The following is a 15,543-nucleotide window of genomic DNA, read 5'->3' as shown; positions in this document are numbered from 1 at the left end:
TTCAGCCGGTTCCGCAAGCTCGCCAAGGACCTCGACGCCACCATGACGTTCTTCCTCAGCGGCATCTACACCGCCACGCTGTCGGGCTCGCGGCGGGTCTGCTCCGGGATGCCGGCGTTGCGCCGGTCGCCGCGGACGGCGGTCTCGGCGGCTTCGAGGCTCTCCCGGGCGGCCAGGTACGCCTGCACCGCGGCGATGCCGTAGACCGGCTGGATGAGCTGGTGGCCCTTGAAGAAGGGCCGGGCGGGGGCGAAGCCGGCGGCGGCCACGAGTTCGCGGATCTCGGTTATCTCCGCCTCGCTGCGCGCCGTGAAACGCACTTCCCAGCCCTTCTTGTACGTACGTCCGTCCTCCCCGCCGCGTCTGGCGGGATCCGGTTGGCGGACGTAGCCGGGCAGGCGGCCGAGGCGTAGTCGGGCGGCGCGCTGGGCTGATGTCTCGTCGCGGGGCATGAGCCCGATGGTAGGCAATTCGCGGCGGTGGCCGGTGTCGGGGGGTGTGACATCGGGTGTTCGGACGATCACCATCCGTCAGATCGCGCAGGTCGGGGGCGCGGGTCCCGGGGGATCGCAATGCTGTGTCGATCCGATGAAAATCGGATAGTAGAAAACAAGTCCGATCTATTACGGCAAGGGAGTGAACACCCGATCCGCCGAATGGGTGAGGGTATGGGGACTTTAGTGCGGAGCAGTCCCGGTTTGACGACGGTTGCGTAACAGGTCGTCAGGTCTGGCATCGACTGTCAGAAGCGCGGGGGAACGTGGATGTCATGAGCCACCGGATTCCGCAGCAGCCCGCGTCCCTCGAAGAACTCGCCCGGCACCAGCAGAACGTGGTGACGGCCAGTCAGCTCCGCGCCCGCGGGGTGCCCGCCCGCATGGTGAGCGAGCACTGCCGCAGCGGGGGGCCGTGGCAGCGCCTGCTGCCACGGGTCTACCTGCTGCAGGAGGGCGAGCCGACGCCCGAGCAGCGGATGTGGGCCGCGCTGCTGTACGCGGCGCAGAACGGTCCGGCCGGGGACGGGGCCCGCGAGGGGGCGGTGATCACCGGCGCGGCGGCGCTGGCGCTGTACGGGTTCGTGTCGGTGCCGCGGCTGCCGGCCGTGCTCGGGGTGGAGGTGCTGGTGCCCCGGCAGCGCCGGCTGCGGGACGCCGGGCAGGTGCGGATCCGGCGCACCGAACGGGAGTTGGAGGCCCGGTCGGTGCACGGGCTGGCGGTCGCGCCGGTGGCCCGGGCGGTGGCGGACGCGATCCGCGAGTGGGACGAGCAGGGCGCCTTCGGGTCCGGTCGGACCGGTCCGGGCCTGCTGCGGGCGCTGCTGCGCGAGGCGCTCACCGGGCGCGGCGGCGGCTGCGCGGCGTCCGAGCTGCTGGCCGAGCTGGCCGAGGCGGACCTGCTGGAGCTGCCCCGGGTGCGGGCCGCGGTGGACGAGCTGCTGGCGGCGCGCCGGGAGGCGGCGTTCGCCGAACTGCTGGAGCTGGCCGCGGAGTCGGGCCTGCCGCTGCCGCTGACCGGACCCGAGTTGCGGATGCGCGGCGGCACCTACGTCGCGGTGCCGGACCTGTACTGGCCCGAGGCGGCGGTGGCGGTGGAGGTCGACTCCGAGCTGCGCTGCGTCAGCGAGGGCGAGTCGGCCTGGGTGCGCGGCGGCCAGCACCGGATGGAGTACCTGGGCGTGCGGGTGCTGTACGTCGGCTCGTCCCGGCTCGCCGCCGAACGGGAGGCGGTCGGCGGCGAGTTGACCGAGGCGTACCGGCTCGGCGGGGAGGACGTGGTGGAGCTGCTGGTCACCGGGCGCTGAGCGCCCGGGGGCCGCCGCCCGGTCAGCCGTGGACGACCGGCGTGCCGGTCAACTCGACTCCTGCGGCCCGCAGTTCGTCCAGCGCGGTGGCGGTGGTGGCGGGGGCGACGCCGGCCGTCAGGTCGAGCAGGACGCGGGTGGCGAAGCCCTCGCGGGCGGCGTCCAGGGCGGTGGCGCGGACGCAGTGGTCGGTGGCGATGCCGACCACGTCGACGTCGGTGACGCCGCGCTCGTTCAGCCAGTCGGTGAGGGTGCCGCCGTGCTCGTCGAAGCCCTCGAAGCCGCTGTAGGCGGCGGCGTGCGCGCCCTTGGAGAAGACCGCCTCGACCGCGCCGGAGGTCACCGAGGGGGCGAAGTTGGGGTGGAAGCCGACGCCCTCGGTGCCGGCCACGCAGTGCGCGGGCCAGGAGCGGACGTAGTCGGGTTCGGCGGCGAAGTGCGGGCCGGGGTCGATGTGGTGGTCGCGGGTGGCGACGATGTGGGCGTAGCCGGGGGCGGACTCGGCGATCAGGTCGGTGATCGCGGCCGCGACCTCGGCCCCGCCGGCGACGGGAAGACTGCCGCCCTCGCAGAAGTCGTTCTGCACGTCGACGACGATCAGGGCCCGGTGCATGGCTCTTCTCTTCTCTCGTGGGCTCGGGAGCGCGGGGGCTCGGTGGCCGCTGCTCCGGGAGGGAGCGGGGTGCGGACGGTACGGCGGTTGGCACTCTAGGCAGAGCCGGGGCGGACGCGGTAGTACCGGCGGGCAGGGCCGGGTCCGGTCCCCGGGCCGGCCGGGGGTCAGCCGGCGTGCCGCTCGGTGGTGATCACCGGCTCGCCGCGGGAGAGCTGGGTGGCCGACAGCGGCAGCGCGGCGCGGGCCCGGAGGTGGCGCTCGCGGGCGGCCTCCAGCGGTTCGCGGCCGACCACCTCGCCGCCGGTGACCAGCGGGACGTGCAGCAGGTGCGGGGCCAGTTCGGCGGGGACGGGGCCGGTGCCGACCACCTCGGCCTCGGCGACGCCGTCCCGGTCGGGGCGGCGGGCGGCCCACTTGCGGCCGCCGACGCTGGTCTTGCCGCCCGCCGAGCGCTTGGCGACCGGGACGAGCTCGCCGCCGGGCACCGACTCGCGGGCGACCAGCTTGTAGACCATCGCGCAGGTCGGGTGGCCGCTGCCGGTGACCAGGCTGGTGCCGACGCCGTAGCCGTCGACCGGGGCGGCGGCCAGCGCGGCGATGGCGTACTCGTCCAGGTCGGAGGTGACGATGATCTTCGTGTCGGTGGCGCCGAGCTCGTCGAGCTGGCGGCGCACCCGGTGGGCCAGCAGGGTCAGGTCGCCGGAGTCGATCCGGACGGCGCCCAGCTGCGGTCCGGCCACCTCGACGGCGGTGCGGACCGCCTCGGCGAGGTCGTAGGTGTCCACCAGCAGGGTGGTGTCGCGGCCCATCGAGTCGATCTGCGCGGTGAAGGCGTCCTTCTCGCTGTCGTGCAGCAGGGTGAAGGCGTGCGCGGCGGTGCCGGTGGTCGGGATGCCGTGGGTGAAGCCCGCCTCCAGGTCGGAGGTGGCGGCGAAGCCGGCCAGGTAGGCGGCCCGGGCGGCGGCCACCGCGGACCGCTCGTGGGCCCGCCGGGCGCCCATCTCGATCACCGGGCGCCCGCCCGCGGCGGCGGTCATCCGGGAGGCGGCGGCGGCGATCGCCGAGTCGTGGTTGAGGATCGACAGGATCACCGTCTCCAGGATCACCGCCTCGGCGAAGCTGCCCTCGACGGTGAGCAGCGGCGAGCCGGGGAAGTACACCTCGCCCTCGGGGTAGCCGTGCACGTCGCCGGTGAAGCGGTAGTCGGCGAGGAAGCGCAGGGTCTCCTCGTCCACCACCCGCTGGTCGGCCAGCCAGTCGAGTTGCGGCGCGGTGAAGCGGAAGTCCTCGATGGCGTCCAGCACCCGGCCGGTGCCGGCCAGCACGCCGTAGCGGCGGCCGTCCGGCAGGCGGCGGGTGAAGACCTCGAAGACCGAGCGGCGGTGGGCGGCGCCGCTGCGCAGCGCGGCCTGCAGCATGGTCAGTTCGTAGCGGTCGGTGAGCAGCGCGGAGCTGCGGTGCGCGGTGATGGCGTCCATGGGGATGATGCTACTACCACTTAGCGTCAGTTTGACGATTTCTCTCGCGGCGGGTCCGTGTCGGGCCGTGCCGCGCCGCCGCGGACATCCTGATTCGCTCCTGGGTCCCTCGGATGGAAGCATGGGACGGGGGAGTTCCGAGGTCGACGAGGAGAGACGGACTGTGAGTGTCGCGCCGGTGGAGATCGAGCGCCCGGAGGTGGAGGGGGTTCCGGTCACGGAGCTGGACACGCCGTGGGTGACCATCGTCCACAACGACCCGGTCAACCTGATGAGCTACGTCCAGTACGTCTTCCAGAGCTACTTCGGCTATCCGAAGGACAAGGCCCGCAAGCTCATGATGGACGTGCACCACAAGGGGCGGGCGGTGGTCTCCAGCGGCACCCGCGAGGAGATGGAGCGCGACGTGCAGGCGATGCACGGCTACGGCCTGTGGGCCACCCTGCAGCACGACTGACGGACCGTCACCCACCACCCACGAGGGGCTGATCCCACCAACATGGCCACTTTCTTCGAGAGCACCGGCGACGGCGGCGCGGCGATGGACCTGGACGAGTTCGAGGTGTCCATCCTGCGCACGCTGGAAGTGCAGATGCTGGAGCTGATCGGGCCGCCGCCCGGCGGGCAGGGCGACGACCCGCTGGCCGCGCTGTTCGCCGAGGGTCCGAGCGAGGCCCCGGACGACCCCGTGCTGCACCGGCTGTTCCCCGACGCGTACGGCGGCCCGGGCGCGCCCGAGGACCCGCGGACCGCCGAGATGGCCGCCGAGTTCCGCCGCTACACCGAACTCGACCTGCGGACCCGCAAGCGCGACGACGCGCTGGCGGTGGTCCGGACGCTGGACGGGCTGGCCGGAGGCGGGGTGCTGGAGGTGGGGCCGGACGAGCTCCAGCGCTGGCTGGGCGCCCTGAACGACCTGCGGCTGGCCCTGGCCACCCGGCTGGAGGTCACCGAGGAGGACACCGAGGGGCTGTACCGGCTGCCCGACTCCGACCCGCGCAAGCCGCTGGTGGTGGCCTACCTGTGGCTGGGCGGGCTGCAGGAGAGCCTGCTGGAGGCGATGGCGGGCTGACCCGGACCGCCCCCGCCGCCTTCCTATTGTCCGATTGATCCGGTGCTGCCCGCTTATGGGCGCCGCCGGGCCTTCCGCGTGGTTCACTGCTGCCTCCCCGGGAACACGGGGCCCGTCGGCCGACCGGCCGGCGCGGACCGGGAGGCGAGGCGGGCGCATGACGCAGCAGGTGACGGACGAGGCGGTCGGGCCGGCCCCGGACGGGGAGGGCTACCAGCGCGGGCTGGGCGGCCGGCAGATCCAGATGATCGCGATCGGCGGCGCGATCGGCACCGGCCTGTTCCTCGGCGCCGGCACCGCCATCTCCAAGGCCGGCCCCAGCCTGGTCCTCAGCTACGCGGTGGCCGGCGTGGTGATCTTCGTGATCATGCGGGCGCTCGGCGAACTGCTCACCTACCGCCCGGTGTCCGGCAGCTTCGCCGAGTACGCCCGGGAGTTCCTCGGCCCGTTCGCCGGGTTCGCCACCGGCTGGACGTACTGGCTGTTCTGGGTGGTCACCGGCATGGCCGAGACCACCGCCGCCGCCGTCTACGTCCGCTTCTGGGCGCCCGGCGTCCCGCAGTGGGCCACCGCGCTGGTCTTCCTGCTGGTGCTGTACGCCGCCAACCTGATCTCGGTGAAGGTGTTCGGCGAGATCGAGTTCTGGTTCTCGATGGTCAAGGTCACCGCCATCCTCGGGATGATCCTGATCGGCGTCGGCGTGCTCACCCTCGGCTTCTCGGACGCCGGGGACACCGCCTCGGTCACCCACCTGTGGCAGGACGGCGGCTTCTTCCCGAAGGGCGTCGGCGCCACCGTGATGACCCTGCAGATCGTCATGTTCGCCTACGTGGGCGTGGAACTGGTCGGCGTCACCGCGGGGGAGAGCGAGGACCCGGAGAAGACCCTGCCGCGGGCCATCAACACCCTGCCGCTGCGGATCGCGCTGTTCTACGTCGGCGCGCTGGTGGTCATCCTCTCGCTGGTGCCGTGGAGCGAGTTCCAGCCCGGCGTCAGCCCGTTCGTCGCCGCCTTCGGGAAGATCGGCATCCCGGCGGCGGCCGGGATCGTCAACTTCGTGGTACTCACCGCCGCGCTCTCCTCCTGCAACTCCGGGATGTACTCCACCGGCCGGATGCTGCGGGACCTGGCCCTGCGCGGACAGGCCCCCGGGCGGCTCACCGGGCTCAACGCCCGCCGCACCCCCGCCGCCGCGATCACCGTCTCCTGCCTGCTGATGGGCGCCGGCGTGGTGCTCAACTACTGCGTCCCGGAACGGGCCTTCCAGTACATCACCTCGGTCGCCACCGTCTGCGGCCTGTGGACCTGGGGCACCATCCTGGCCAGCCAGATCCGCTACCGGACCGCCTGGACCTCCGGACGGCTGCCCGCCCCGACCTTCCGCGCCCCCGGCGGCAACTGGAGCCGCGCCCTGGCGCTGGCCTTCCTCGTCCTGGTCGCCGTCCTGATCGGCGTCGACCCCGACACCCGGATCTCGCTGTACGTCCTGCCCGGCTGGGCGCTGTTCCTGGTGGTCGGCTACGCGGTGCTGCGCCGCCGCGACCCGGCCGCCCTGGACGCCGACCTCCGCCCGGAGGAGGGCGTCTGACGCCTCGCTATCCTGGCCGCATGCTGACCATCACCCGAGAACTGCGCGACCGGATCGTCGCCCACGCCCGCGCCGACCACCCGGACGAGGCGTGCGGCGTGATCGCCGGACCGGCCGGCACCGGGCGCCCCGAGCGGTTCGTTCCGATGCTCAACGCCGCCCGCTCGCCCACCTTCTACGAGTTCGACTCCGGCGACCTGCTGAAGCTCTACCGCGAGATGGACGACCTCGACGAGGAGCCGGTGGTGATCTACCACTCGCACACCGCCACCGAGGCGTACCCCTCCCGCACCGACGTGAGCTACGCCTCCGAGCCGTTCGCCCACTACGTGCTGGTCTCCACCGCCGAAGGCACCGACGAGGCGGACCCCTACCAGTTCCGCTCGTTCCGCATCGTGGACGGCGTGATCACGGAGGAAGACGTCGAGGTGGTCGAGGCGTACGCCGCCTGACGCCGCCCGCCCGGGGACGGGCCGGTCCGCACCGCGCCCACGCGGCGGATCGGCCCGTTTTCTCATGCCTCGGAACGCCATCGACCGGATGCCGAGACACGCATGTCAAAGCGGGGCCGGGAATCTATACGATGAGTCCATGCGTTCCGTCGATGTGAGCAATCAGGCCCCAGGCACCCGCCTCGTGGCGCGCCTGCACGTCGACCTGTGCCGGCTCGCCAGCGCGATCTGTCCCGGCACCGCCGCGCACTGACCGGCGGCACCGACCGGCAAGCCCAGACAGCACCGCCCCGGCGCCCCGGGGCCCTCCCCCCTGCCGCGCCCCGCCCGGCCCGGCAACCCGAACCCCACTCCACAGGAGCGCAGCCATGGCCATCGAGGTCCGCATCCCGACCATCCTCCGTACCTACACCGACGGCGCCAAGGCCGTCGACGGCAACGGCGCCAACCTCGGGGAGCTCTTCACCGACCTCGACTCCCGCCACCCCGGCATCGCCGCCCGGCTGCTGGACGGCGGCGAGCTGCGCCGCTTCGTCAACGTCTACCTGAACGACGAGGACGTCCGCTTCCTGGACGGCATCTCCACCGCGCTCTCCGACGGCGACAGCGTCACCATCCTCCCGGCCGTGGCCGGCGGTATGAAGTAATGCGCTACGACAGCCCGATCGAGGCCATCGGCAACACGCCCCTGGTGCGGTTGCCGAGGCTCTCGGCCGGCATCCCGGGGAACAAGGACGGCCGGGTCACGCTCTGGGCCAAGCTGGAGGACCGCAACCCGACCGGCTCGATCAAGGACCGCCCGGCGCTGCGCATGATCGAGCGCGCCGAGGCGGAGGGCCGGCTCACCCCGGGCTGCACCGTCCTGGAGCCCACCAGCGGCAACACCGGCATCTCGCTCGCCATGGCGGCCAAGCTCAAGGGCTACCGGATGGTCTGCGTGATGCCGGAGAACACCAGCGAGGAGCGCCGCGAGCTGCTCCGGATGTGGGGCGCGGAGATCATCCCCTCGCCCGCCGCCGGCGGCTCCAACACCGCGGTGCGGATCGCCAAGGAGATCGCCGCCGAGCACCCCGACTGGGTGATGCTCTACCAGTACGGCAACCCGGACAACGCCGGCGCGCACTACGCCACCACCGGCCCGGAGATCCTCGCCGACCTGCCCACCGTCACCCACTTCGTGGCGGGCCTGGGCACCACCGGCACCCTGATGGGCATCGGCCGCTACCTGCGCGAGAAGGTCCCGGGCGTGCAGATCGTCGCCGCCGAGCCCCGCTACGACGACCTGGTCTACGGCCTGCGCAACCTGGACGAGGGCTTCGTCCCCGAGCTGTACGACGCCGAGGTGCTCACCACCCGCTTCTCGGTCGGCTCGGCCGACGCCGTCACCCGGACCCGCGAACTCCTCCAGCAGGAGGGCATCTTCGCGGGCGTCTCCACCGGAGCGGTCGCGCACGCCGCGATCGGCGTGGCCCGCAAGGCCGCCAAGGCCGGCGAGCGGGCGGACGTGGTGTTCGTGGTCGCCGACGGCGGCTGGAAGTACCTGTCCACCGGCATCTACACCGCCGAGACCACCGAGGCGGCGGTCGAGGCGCTGCAGGGCCAGCTCTGGGCCTGACGGACGCGGCAGGACCACGGCGCGGCACCCCCACGGGTGCCGCGCCGTCCGCTTGTCCGATCATCGATCCGCTGTGACAGCACGGCATTTGTCCGTTCCCGATGACCGGTCCGTCACGGAACGGCCACCGCGCCGGTCGCGCCCCGACCGCCGCGCCCCGCCCCGCCAGGCTGGCCGCGCACCACTGGTTCGCCGTCACCCGGAGGTGGGCGCGATGCCCGGCCGAGAGCTCTGGTCCTACGTCGAGATCGGCCTGCACATCCGCGTGCAGACCGAGACCGTGCGCAACTACAGGCGGCACGGCCTGCTGCCCGAACCCGACCTGGTCGACCCGGCCGGCCACCCCCGCTGGTACCCGGAGACCATCCGGGCCTGGGCCCTGGCCCGCCCCGGCCGCCGCTAGCGCCCCGTCCGGCGCGCGTTCGAACGCCCCCGCCCCGTCCTGGTGATTCCGCCCACAGCCCGGCACGGGAGAGGGGGCAAAGTGCCGCCCGGCCCTTACCCTCGACAGTCAAAGCACCGACGGAGCCGAAGGACCCCGCCCGCCCGCCGGCGGTGCGGACGGCCGCGGACGACGGCCCGACTGGGCGGGAAGGGCTCGGCATGAAACTGACCGTGGTGGGGTGCTCGGGGAGCTTCCCGTCCGTGGACTCCCCGTGCTCCAGCTACCTGGTGGAGCACGACGGCTACTGCCTGGTCGTCGACCTCGGCAACGGCGCGCTCGGCGCGCTGCAGAAGTACGCCGGCCTGTACGACGTGGACGCCGTCCTGCTCAGCCACCTGCACGCCGACCACTGCGTCGACCTGTGCGCGTACTGGGTGGCCCGCAACTACCGGGTCGAGGGCTGCCCCGACCCGCTGCCCGTGTACGGCCCGGCCGGGACGGCCGAGCGGCTGGCCCGCGCCTACGACATGCCGGAGAAGCCCGGCATGACCGAGGTGTTCGACTTCCGCGACCTCGGCGGCGGCGCCCGGCTGCGGCTCGGCCCGTTCACCGTCACCGCCGTCCGGGTCAACCACCTCGACTGCGAGGCGTACGGCTTCCGGATCGAGGCCGGCGGCCGCAGCCTGGTCTACTCCGGGGACACCGGGGTCTGCCCCGACCTGGTCGAACTCGCCCGCGGCACCGACCTGTTCCTGTGCGAGGCGGCCTACACGGACGGCAAGGAGACCTACGACTCCATCCACCTGAACGGCACCCAGGCCGGCGAGCACGCCGCCGGCGCGGGCGCCGCCCGGCTGGTGCTCACCCACATCCCGCCGTGGACCGACGCCGAGCGCAACCGCGCGGACGCCGCCGCGGTCTTCGCCGGACCGGTCGAACTGGCCCGGGCCGGGGCCGTCTACGAGCTCTGAACCGGCGTCAGCCAGTGCCGGTAGCGGGCGTCGGCGCCGCTCACCGCAGCCCGGTACGCCTCGCCCAGGAGTTTGGTCAACTCACCCTCGCAGGACGGTAGTTCGCGGTTGTCCAGGGAGGCCACCGGCACCACCCCGGCCGCCGTCCCGGAGACGAACACCTCGTCCGCCGCGTACAGGTCCGAGCGCAGCAGGTTCTCCACCCGCACCTCGACGCCCAGGTCCCGGGCCAGCGTCAGCAGGGTGTCCTGGGTGATGCCCTCCAGTGCGCCCGCGCTGCCCGGCGGGGTGCGCAGCACGCCGTCCCGGACCGCGAACACGTTCTCCGAACTGCACTCGCTGACCGTCCCGTCCGGGGCCAGCAGCAGCGCCTCGTCGTAGCCCGCGTCGCTCGCCTCCCGCCGGGCCAGCGCCGAGTTGAGGTACGGGCCGGTGGCCTTCGCCGCCGGGGGGACGGAGTTGGGGTCGGTGCGCCGCCAACTGCTGGTCATCAGCCGCAGCCCGCGCTCCGCCGCCAGGTAGGCCGGCCACTCCCAGGAGGCGATCGACACGCTGGTGGGGGAGTGCCGCATGTCCAGCCCCATCGAGCCGTAGCCCAGGAACGCCAGGTGCCGCAGGTAGCAGGAGCGGTGGCCGTTCGCCGCCACCAGGCTCACCGTCGCCTGGGCCAACTCCTCTCGGGTGTACGGGAGTTCAATTCGCAGCATGCGGGCGCTGCGCTCCAGCCGGGCCAGGTGCTCGTCCAGCCGGAACACCGCGGGCCCGTCGGCCGTCTCGAACACCCGGGTGCCCTCCAGCACGCCGGTGCCGTAGTGCAGCGCGTGCGTCAGCACGTGGACCCGGGCCTCCTGCCAGGGCACCAGCGCGCCGTCGAACCAGATCACGGAAGACTCGGGAATCGCCATGCCGCCCATCCTGGGGACCCCGGCCCGCCCCGCGAAGCCCCCCGGCCGCGCCGGATCAGGCCATGGCCGCCACCGCCGCCGCCGTCTCGCATGCCGGCCCCGCCCCGCCCGCCACCCGGTACCGCCGCCCGCCGCCGTCTCGCATGCTGAAAACCACCGTCCGTCCCCCGGTCCCGGCCCTAGGCTCCCGGAGGGTGGAGACCAGCACCGCCCTGTACGCCCGACTGCTCGCCGAACCCGGCCTGCCGCTGGACTCCCTGCGCGACGAACTCGGCTGCGAGGAACGGGAGTTCGAGCAGGCGATCGGCGAACTGCGCGGCCTAGGACTGCTCCAGCGGACGACCGCGACGGTCAGCGGGGTGGCCGCCGTCTCGATCGACACCGCCGTGCGCCAACTGCTGGCCGACTCCGACCGCCGCTTCACCGCGCTGCTCGGTGAGGCCCGCCGCACCCGGGACCGGGTCGAGCAGCTGCACGCCCACTACCTGCCGCTGCGTACCGGCACCGCCCACGAGCTGGTCCGCGGCACCGACCGGGTCGCCGCGCTGCTGGAGGACGCCGCCCGGGCCGCCCGCACCGAGGCGCTGTCGCTGCGGCCCGGCCAGGACCAGTCCGAGAGCGGCCTGGCCGAGAAGCTCGCCCGCGAGCGGATCGCCCTGGCCCACCGGGTCGTGCTGCGCACCATCTACCCCGCCGCCGCCCTGAACCAGGGCCCGGTGCTGGCCCACGTCCAGGCGCTGACCGCGGCCGGCGCGCACATCCGGGTCGCGCACACCCTGCCGCTGTGGCTGATCGTGGTCGACGCGGGCCTGGCCGTGCTGCCCGCGCCGGGGGAGCCGCCGGGCAGCGCGGCGGTGGTGGTCCGCGACCCGGCCGTGGTCGGCGTGGTCCGCGAGCTCTTCGAGCACTTCTGGGCGTCCAGCTGGGTCCCGCCGGAACTGCTCGGCCGCACCACCCCCGACGACCGCCACCGCGAGGTGCTGCGGCTGCTCGCGGCCGGGCTCACCGACCAGGCGATCGGCCGCAAGCTGGAGATCTCCGACCGCACGGTGCGCCGCCTGGTCGCCGACCTGACCACGGCGCTGGGCGCGCAGTCCCGCTTCCAGGCGGGCGTGCACGCGGCCCGGCTGGGCTGGATCTAGGTCCGGGACGGGGGCGGGCCGGGCGGGGGCGGGCCGGGCGGGGGCGGGGGCTACCCGTCCTCGAAGGCGTCCTCGTCCTCGCGGCCCGGTGTCTTCAGGTCGAAGCGCAGGATGACGAACCGGAAGAGCGTGTAGTAGACCACCGCGAAGCACAGCCCGATCGGGATGATCAGCCAGGGTGCGGTGGCCAGGTTCCAGTTCAGCACGTAGTCGATGGCGCCCGCGGAGAAGGTGAAGCCGTGGTGCACCCCGAGCCCCCAGGTGACGGCCATGGACAGGCCGGTGAGCACGGCGTGCAGGACGTACAGGACCGGGGCGATGAACAGGAAGGCGAACTCGATCGGCTCGGTGATGCCGGTGACGAAGGAGGTCAGGGCGAGCGAGAACATCATGCCCAGGACGGCCTTGCGGCGCTCCGGACGGGCGCAGTGGGCGATGGCGAGCGCGGCGGCGGGCAGGCCGAACATCATGATCGGGAAGAAGCCGGACATGAACTGGCCGGCGTGCAGGTCGTGCTGGAAGAAGCGGGTCTGGTCGCCGTGGAAGTCCTGGCCGCCGACGGTGTAGGTGCCGGCCTGCTGCCAGAAGAAGGTGTTGGCGAACTGGTGCAGGCCGAACGGCAGCAGGGCCCGGTTGATCAGGCCGAAGATGCCGGAGCCGAGCGCGCCCAGGCCGATCGCCCAGGTGCTGAAGCGGTCGACGAGGCCGCCGATCGGGCCCCAGCACAGGCCGAAGAGGACGCCCAGCGCGGTGCCGACGAAGGCCATCACGATCGGGACCAGCCGCCGCCCGTTGAAGAAGCCCAGCCAGTCGACCAGCCGGGTCCGGTGCAGCCGCTGCCACAGGATCGCGGTGAGCAGTCCGACCACCACGCCGCCGAGCACCCCCGGGTCCTGGTAGGTGGCCTCGATGTCCCGGCCGGGCAGCTCCTGGTAGCCGGTCTTCGGGAAGGCGGTGAGCACCTGGTGGTAGGTGAGGAAGCCGACCAGGGCGGCGAGCGCGGTGGAGCCGTCGGACTTCTTGGCGTAGCCGATGGCGATGCCCACGCAGAACAGCAGCGGCATCCAGTCGAAGACGGCGTGGCCGGAGGCGGAGAACACCTCGGCGACCCTGGTCCAGCCGAGGCCCTGGTCGCCGAAGACGTCCTCCTTGCCGAGCCGCAGCAGGATGCCCGCGGCGGGCAGCACGGCGATCGGGAGCTGGAGGCTGCGACCGATCTTCTGGAGGGACGCGAAGACCCGGGAGCGCAGCTCCCGTCCGCCGGGTGCCGCCGCGGGCCGGGAGTTCTGCGCGGTCGTACTCATAGCGGTGGTTCCTCACGGCAGCGCGATCCTGGTCTAGACCACTTAAGGTCTCGTTCAGCTTTCTAGCACGGGCCGAACGGGCTCCGGAACCCTCTTAAGGTTCGCGGGGGACAAGCGCTGCGGAATCGAAACCTTGGACTGGTTGACGCCGGATCAATTGACCTGGCGGTAACTCCTTTTGGATCGTCGGGAAACAAAGCCGCGCCCCCGGCGGGAATTCCTCCCGCCGGGGGCGCCGCGGCTCCGTGGCCGCGCCGGCCCGGGATCAGGCCTTGGTCACGTCCTCGACCTCGTCGTCGTCCTCGCGGCCGGGGGTCTTGAGGTTGAACTTGACGATGACGAACCGGAAGACCACGTAGTAGACCACCGCGAAGCACAGGCCGATCGGGATGATCAGCCACGGTTTCGTGGCCAGGTTCCAGTTGAGCAGGTAGTCGATCAATCCGGCCGAGAAACTGAAGCCGTCGTGGACGCCGAGCCCCCAGGTGACCGCCATCGAGACGCCGGTGAGGATCGCGTGGATGCCGTACAGCAGTGGGGCCACGTAGGCGAAGGAGTATTCGATCGGCTCGGTGACGCCGGTGACGAAGGAAGTCAGCGCGACCGAGAACATCAGGCCGTAGATCTCCTTGCGCCGGTGCGGCTTGGCGCAGGAGGCGATGGCCATCGCGGCGGCGGGCAGCGCGAACATCATGATCGGGAAGAAACCGGAGAGGAACTGGCCGGCCGACGGGTCGCCCGCCAGGAAGCGGCCGATGTCACCGGTGCCGGACTTGCCGGTCTCGGGGTTGCTGTACTCGCCGAACTGGAACCAGACGAAGGTGTTCAGCAGTTGGTGCATGCCGATCAGCAGCAGGGCGCGGTTGGCGACGCCGAAGATGCCGGAGCCGATGGCGTCCAGGTCGGAGAGCCACTTGGAGAAGTCGGCCAGGCCGTCGCCGATCGGCTGCCAGATCCACACCATCAGCGAGCCGAACAGCAGGCCGACCAGGGCGGTGATCATCGGGACCAGGCGGCGGCCGTTGAAGAAGCCCAGCCAGTCGACCAGCCTGACCCGGTGGTAGCGCACCCACAGCCAGGCCGAGAAGAGGCCCATCAGGATGCCGCCCAGCACGCCCGGGTTCTGGAAGTCGGCCGACTCCACGGTCTTGTCCGTGTAGTTGACGCAGATCGAGTGGTCGAGCGTCGAGCCGGTCGGGCAGTCCTTCGGGAACGCCTGCAGGACGGTGTAGTAGACCAGGAAGCCGGCCACCGCGGCGAGCGCGGTCGAGCCGTCCGCCTTCTTGGCCATGCCGATCGCCACGCCGATGCAGAACAGCAGCGGCAGGCCGAGCGCCGGGTTGAGCAGCGCCCCGCCGGCGGCGCCGATCGCCGCGGCGACCTTGTCCCAGCCGAGGCCGTCCTTGCCGAAGATGTCGTCCTGGCCGAGCCGGGTCAGCAGGCCCGCGGCGGGCAGGACCGCCACCGGCAGCTGGAGGCTGCGGCCCATCTTCTGCAGGCCGCCGTAGAAGGTGTGCCACCACGTGGACTGGTGCGCCGTGGCGCCTGGTGAACTCATCGTCGGCCCTCCGCTGCCGTTCCCGTTCCCCGCTGGGGGCTCATCCGTGCGCGGGGCCAGGAACACCGGCGGACCGTCCTGCGTTGTCCCGAGTACACCTAGGATTGGTGTAGACCACTTCCGGGGCAGTGGCGGTCCGCGGGTTCGAGAACCCGATGATCGTCATCCTCCGGCGGCTCCGGAGAGGGCCGCGCGCGGAGATAGCCCGAAAGTGGACTAACGTGGCATATCGGTCGGAAACGGGTGATGCTGGTCGCGCCGTCGGAAGACGCGGCAAACTGATCCCCGGTCACCTCCGGCCGGCACCACCGCACACGCAGTACGGCACCCGGCGACCGACCGCCGAAGCGCCGAGACAGAGGGAGAAAGACCATGGCCAGCAAGGCTGAGAAGATCGTCGCCGGTCTCGGCGGAATCGAGAACATCGACGAGGTCGAGGGCTGCATCACCCGGCTGCGCACCGAGGTCCACGACGCCTCCAAGGTCGACGAGGCGGCGCTCAAGGCGGCCGGTGCCCACGGCGTGGTGAAGATGGGCACGGCCATCCAGGTCGTCATCGGCACCGACGCAGACCCGATCGCCGCCGAGATCGAGGACATGATGTGAGCTGAGCCCCCGCGGCCCGCTCCGCCCCGCACGGCCCGCCGCCGGAGACC

18 protein-coding genes are annotated in these 15,543 nt (G+C 72.3%); 12 read left to right on the top strand and 6 right to left on the bottom strand.

Annotated features, from left to right (window positions below):
* Positions 1 to 65: 65 nt before the first annotated feature.
* Positions 66 to 452, bottom strand: coding sequence for a hypothetical protein (locus tag ACWEO5_RS20945; protein ID WP_452163808.1), 387 nt, complete (start codon positions 450 to 452; stop codon positions 66 to 68).
* A 317-nt stretch (positions 453 to 769) separates the two neighbouring features.
* Between ACWEO5_RS20945 and ACWEO5_RS20940 the strand changes: the two genes are divergently transcribed.
* On the top strand, positions 770 to 1,801 hold the full coding sequence (locus ACWEO5_RS20940) for a type IV toxin-antitoxin system AbiEi family antitoxin domain-containing protein (protein ID WP_452163807.1): 1,032 nt from the start codon (positions 770 to 772) through the stop codon (positions 1,799 to 1,801).
* A gap of 22 nt (positions 1,802 to 1,823) precedes the next feature.
* Here the strand turns inward: ACWEO5_RS20940 and ACWEO5_RS20935 are convergent, their stop codons facing one another.
* Positions 1,824 to 2,414: an isochorismatase family protein gene (locus tag ACWEO5_RS20935; RefSeq protein WP_452163806.1), complete on the bottom strand. Its 591-nt coding sequence runs from the start codon at positions 2,412 to 2,414 to the stop codon at positions 1,824 to 1,826.
* Between the two features lie 167 nt (positions 2,415 to 2,581).
* A complete protein-coding gene (locus ACWEO5_RS20930) occupies positions 2,582 to 3,895 on the bottom strand; it encodes a nicotinate phosphoribosyltransferase (protein WP_452163805.1) in 1,314 nt (437 codons plus the stop codon).
* 121 nt (positions 3,896 to 4,016) lie between these two features.
* On the opposite strand from ACWEO5_RS20930, the gene clpS reads away from it, so the two are divergent.
* From clpS to ACWEO5_RS20885, 9 genes are all read left to right on the top strand, one after another.
* Positions 4,017 to 4,352, top strand: a complete 336-nt coding sequence (clpS, locus tag ACWEO5_RS20925) for an ATP-dependent Clp protease adapter ClpS (RefSeq protein WP_452163804.1) — start codon at positions 4,017 to 4,019, stop codon at positions 4,350 to 4,352.
* Between the two features lie 42 nt (positions 4,353 to 4,394).
* A complete protein-coding gene (locus ACWEO5_RS20920) occupies positions 4,395 to 4,967 on the top strand; it encodes a DUF2017 domain-containing protein (RefSeq protein WP_452163803.1) in 573 nt (190 codons plus the stop codon).
* Between the two features lie 157 nt (positions 4,968 to 5,124).
* Positions 5,125 to 6,555 (top strand): amino acid permease, encoded by a 1,431-nt coding sequence (locus ACWEO5_RS20915; protein ID WP_452163802.1) that lies wholly within the window; start codon positions 5,125 to 5,127, stop codon positions 6,553 to 6,555.
* 20 nt (positions 6,556 to 6,575) lie between these two features.
* Positions 6,576 to 7,007: a Mov34/MPN/PAD-1 family protein gene (locus tag ACWEO5_RS20910; RefSeq protein ID WP_452163801.1), complete on the top strand. Its 432-nt coding sequence runs from the start codon at positions 6,576 to 6,578 to the stop codon at positions 7,005 to 7,007.
* Positions 7,008 to 7,146: 139 nt separating this feature from the next.
* The gene (locus tag ACWEO5_RS20905) at positions 7,147 to 7,260 is read left to right on the top strand and encodes a putative leader peptide (protein ID WP_318552237.1); all 114 of its coding nucleotides are present in this window, start codon (positions 7,147 to 7,149) and stop codon (positions 7,258 to 7,260) included.
* A gap of 115 nt (positions 7,261 to 7,375) precedes the next feature.
* Positions 7,376 to 7,654, top strand: coding sequence for a MoaD/ThiS family protein (locus ACWEO5_RS20900; RefSeq protein ID WP_452163799.1), 279 nt, complete (start codon positions 7,376 to 7,378; stop codon positions 7,652 to 7,654).
* Positions 7,654 to 8,622 (top strand): PLP-dependent cysteine synthase family protein, encoded by a 969-nt coding sequence (locus tag ACWEO5_RS20895; protein ID WP_452163798.1) that lies wholly within the window; start codon positions 7,654 to 7,656, stop codon positions 8,620 to 8,622. Before ACWEO5_RS20900 ends, ACWEO5_RS20895 begins: the two co-directional genes overlap by 1 nt.
* A 214-nt stretch (positions 8,623 to 8,836) precedes the next feature.
* Positions 8,837 to 9,025: a MarR family transcriptional regulator gene (locus ACWEO5_RS20890; protein ID WP_452163797.1), complete on the top strand. Its 189-nt coding sequence runs from the start codon at positions 8,837 to 8,839 to the stop codon at positions 9,023 to 9,025.
* 200 nt (positions 9,026 to 9,225) lie between these two features.
* Entirely contained in the window at positions 9,226 to 9,978 is a 753-nt protein-coding gene (locus tag ACWEO5_RS20885) for an MBL fold metallo-hydrolase (protein ID WP_452163796.1), read from the top strand.
* Here the strand turns inward: ACWEO5_RS20885 and ACWEO5_RS20880 are convergent.
* Entirely contained in the window at positions 9,966 to 10,883 is a 918-nt protein-coding gene (locus ACWEO5_RS20880; RefSeq protein ID WP_452163795.1) for a branched-chain amino acid transaminase, read from the bottom strand. The genes ACWEO5_RS20885 and ACWEO5_RS20880 overlap by 13 nt on opposite strands.
* 194 nt (positions 10,884 to 11,077) lie before the next feature.
* Between ACWEO5_RS20880 and ACWEO5_RS20875 the strand changes: the two genes are divergently transcribed.
* Complete coding sequence (locus tag ACWEO5_RS20875; RefSeq protein WP_452163794.1) at positions 11,078 to 12,025, top strand: LuxR C-terminal-related transcriptional regulator; 948 nt, start codon at positions 11,078 to 11,080, stop codon at positions 12,023 to 12,025.
* A gap of 50 nt (positions 12,026 to 12,075) precedes the next feature.
* Here ACWEO5_RS20875 and ACWEO5_RS20870 read toward each other — a convergent pair whose 3' ends face one another.
* The gene (locus ACWEO5_RS20870; protein WP_452163793.1) at positions 12,076 to 13,329 is read right to left on the bottom strand and encodes a PTS transporter subunit EIIC; all 1,254 of its coding nucleotides are present in this window, start codon (positions 13,327 to 13,329) and stop codon (positions 12,076 to 12,078) included.
* A 265-nt stretch (positions 13,330 to 13,594) separates the two neighbouring features.
* A complete protein-coding gene (locus tag ACWEO5_RS20865; RefSeq protein ID WP_452163792.1) occupies positions 13,595 to 14,887 on the bottom strand; it encodes a PTS transporter subunit EIIC in 1,293 nt (430 codons plus the stop codon).
* A 372-nt stretch (positions 14,888 to 15,259) separates the two neighbouring features.
* Here ACWEO5_RS20865 and ACWEO5_RS20860 point away from each other — a divergent pair, with 372 nt between their 5' ends.
* Entirely contained in the window at positions 15,260 to 15,493 is a 234-nt protein-coding gene (locus tag ACWEO5_RS20860; RefSeq protein ID WP_014135942.1) for a glucose PTS transporter subunit EIIB, read from the top strand.
* Positions 15,494 to 15,543 lie beyond the last annotated feature (50 nt).

This window comes from Kitasatospora sp. NPDC004272 (assembly GCF_053603035.1).
The sequence above is the reverse complement of the archived record's forward strand: the minus strand, read 5'-3'. Positions and strand labels throughout refer to the sequence as shown.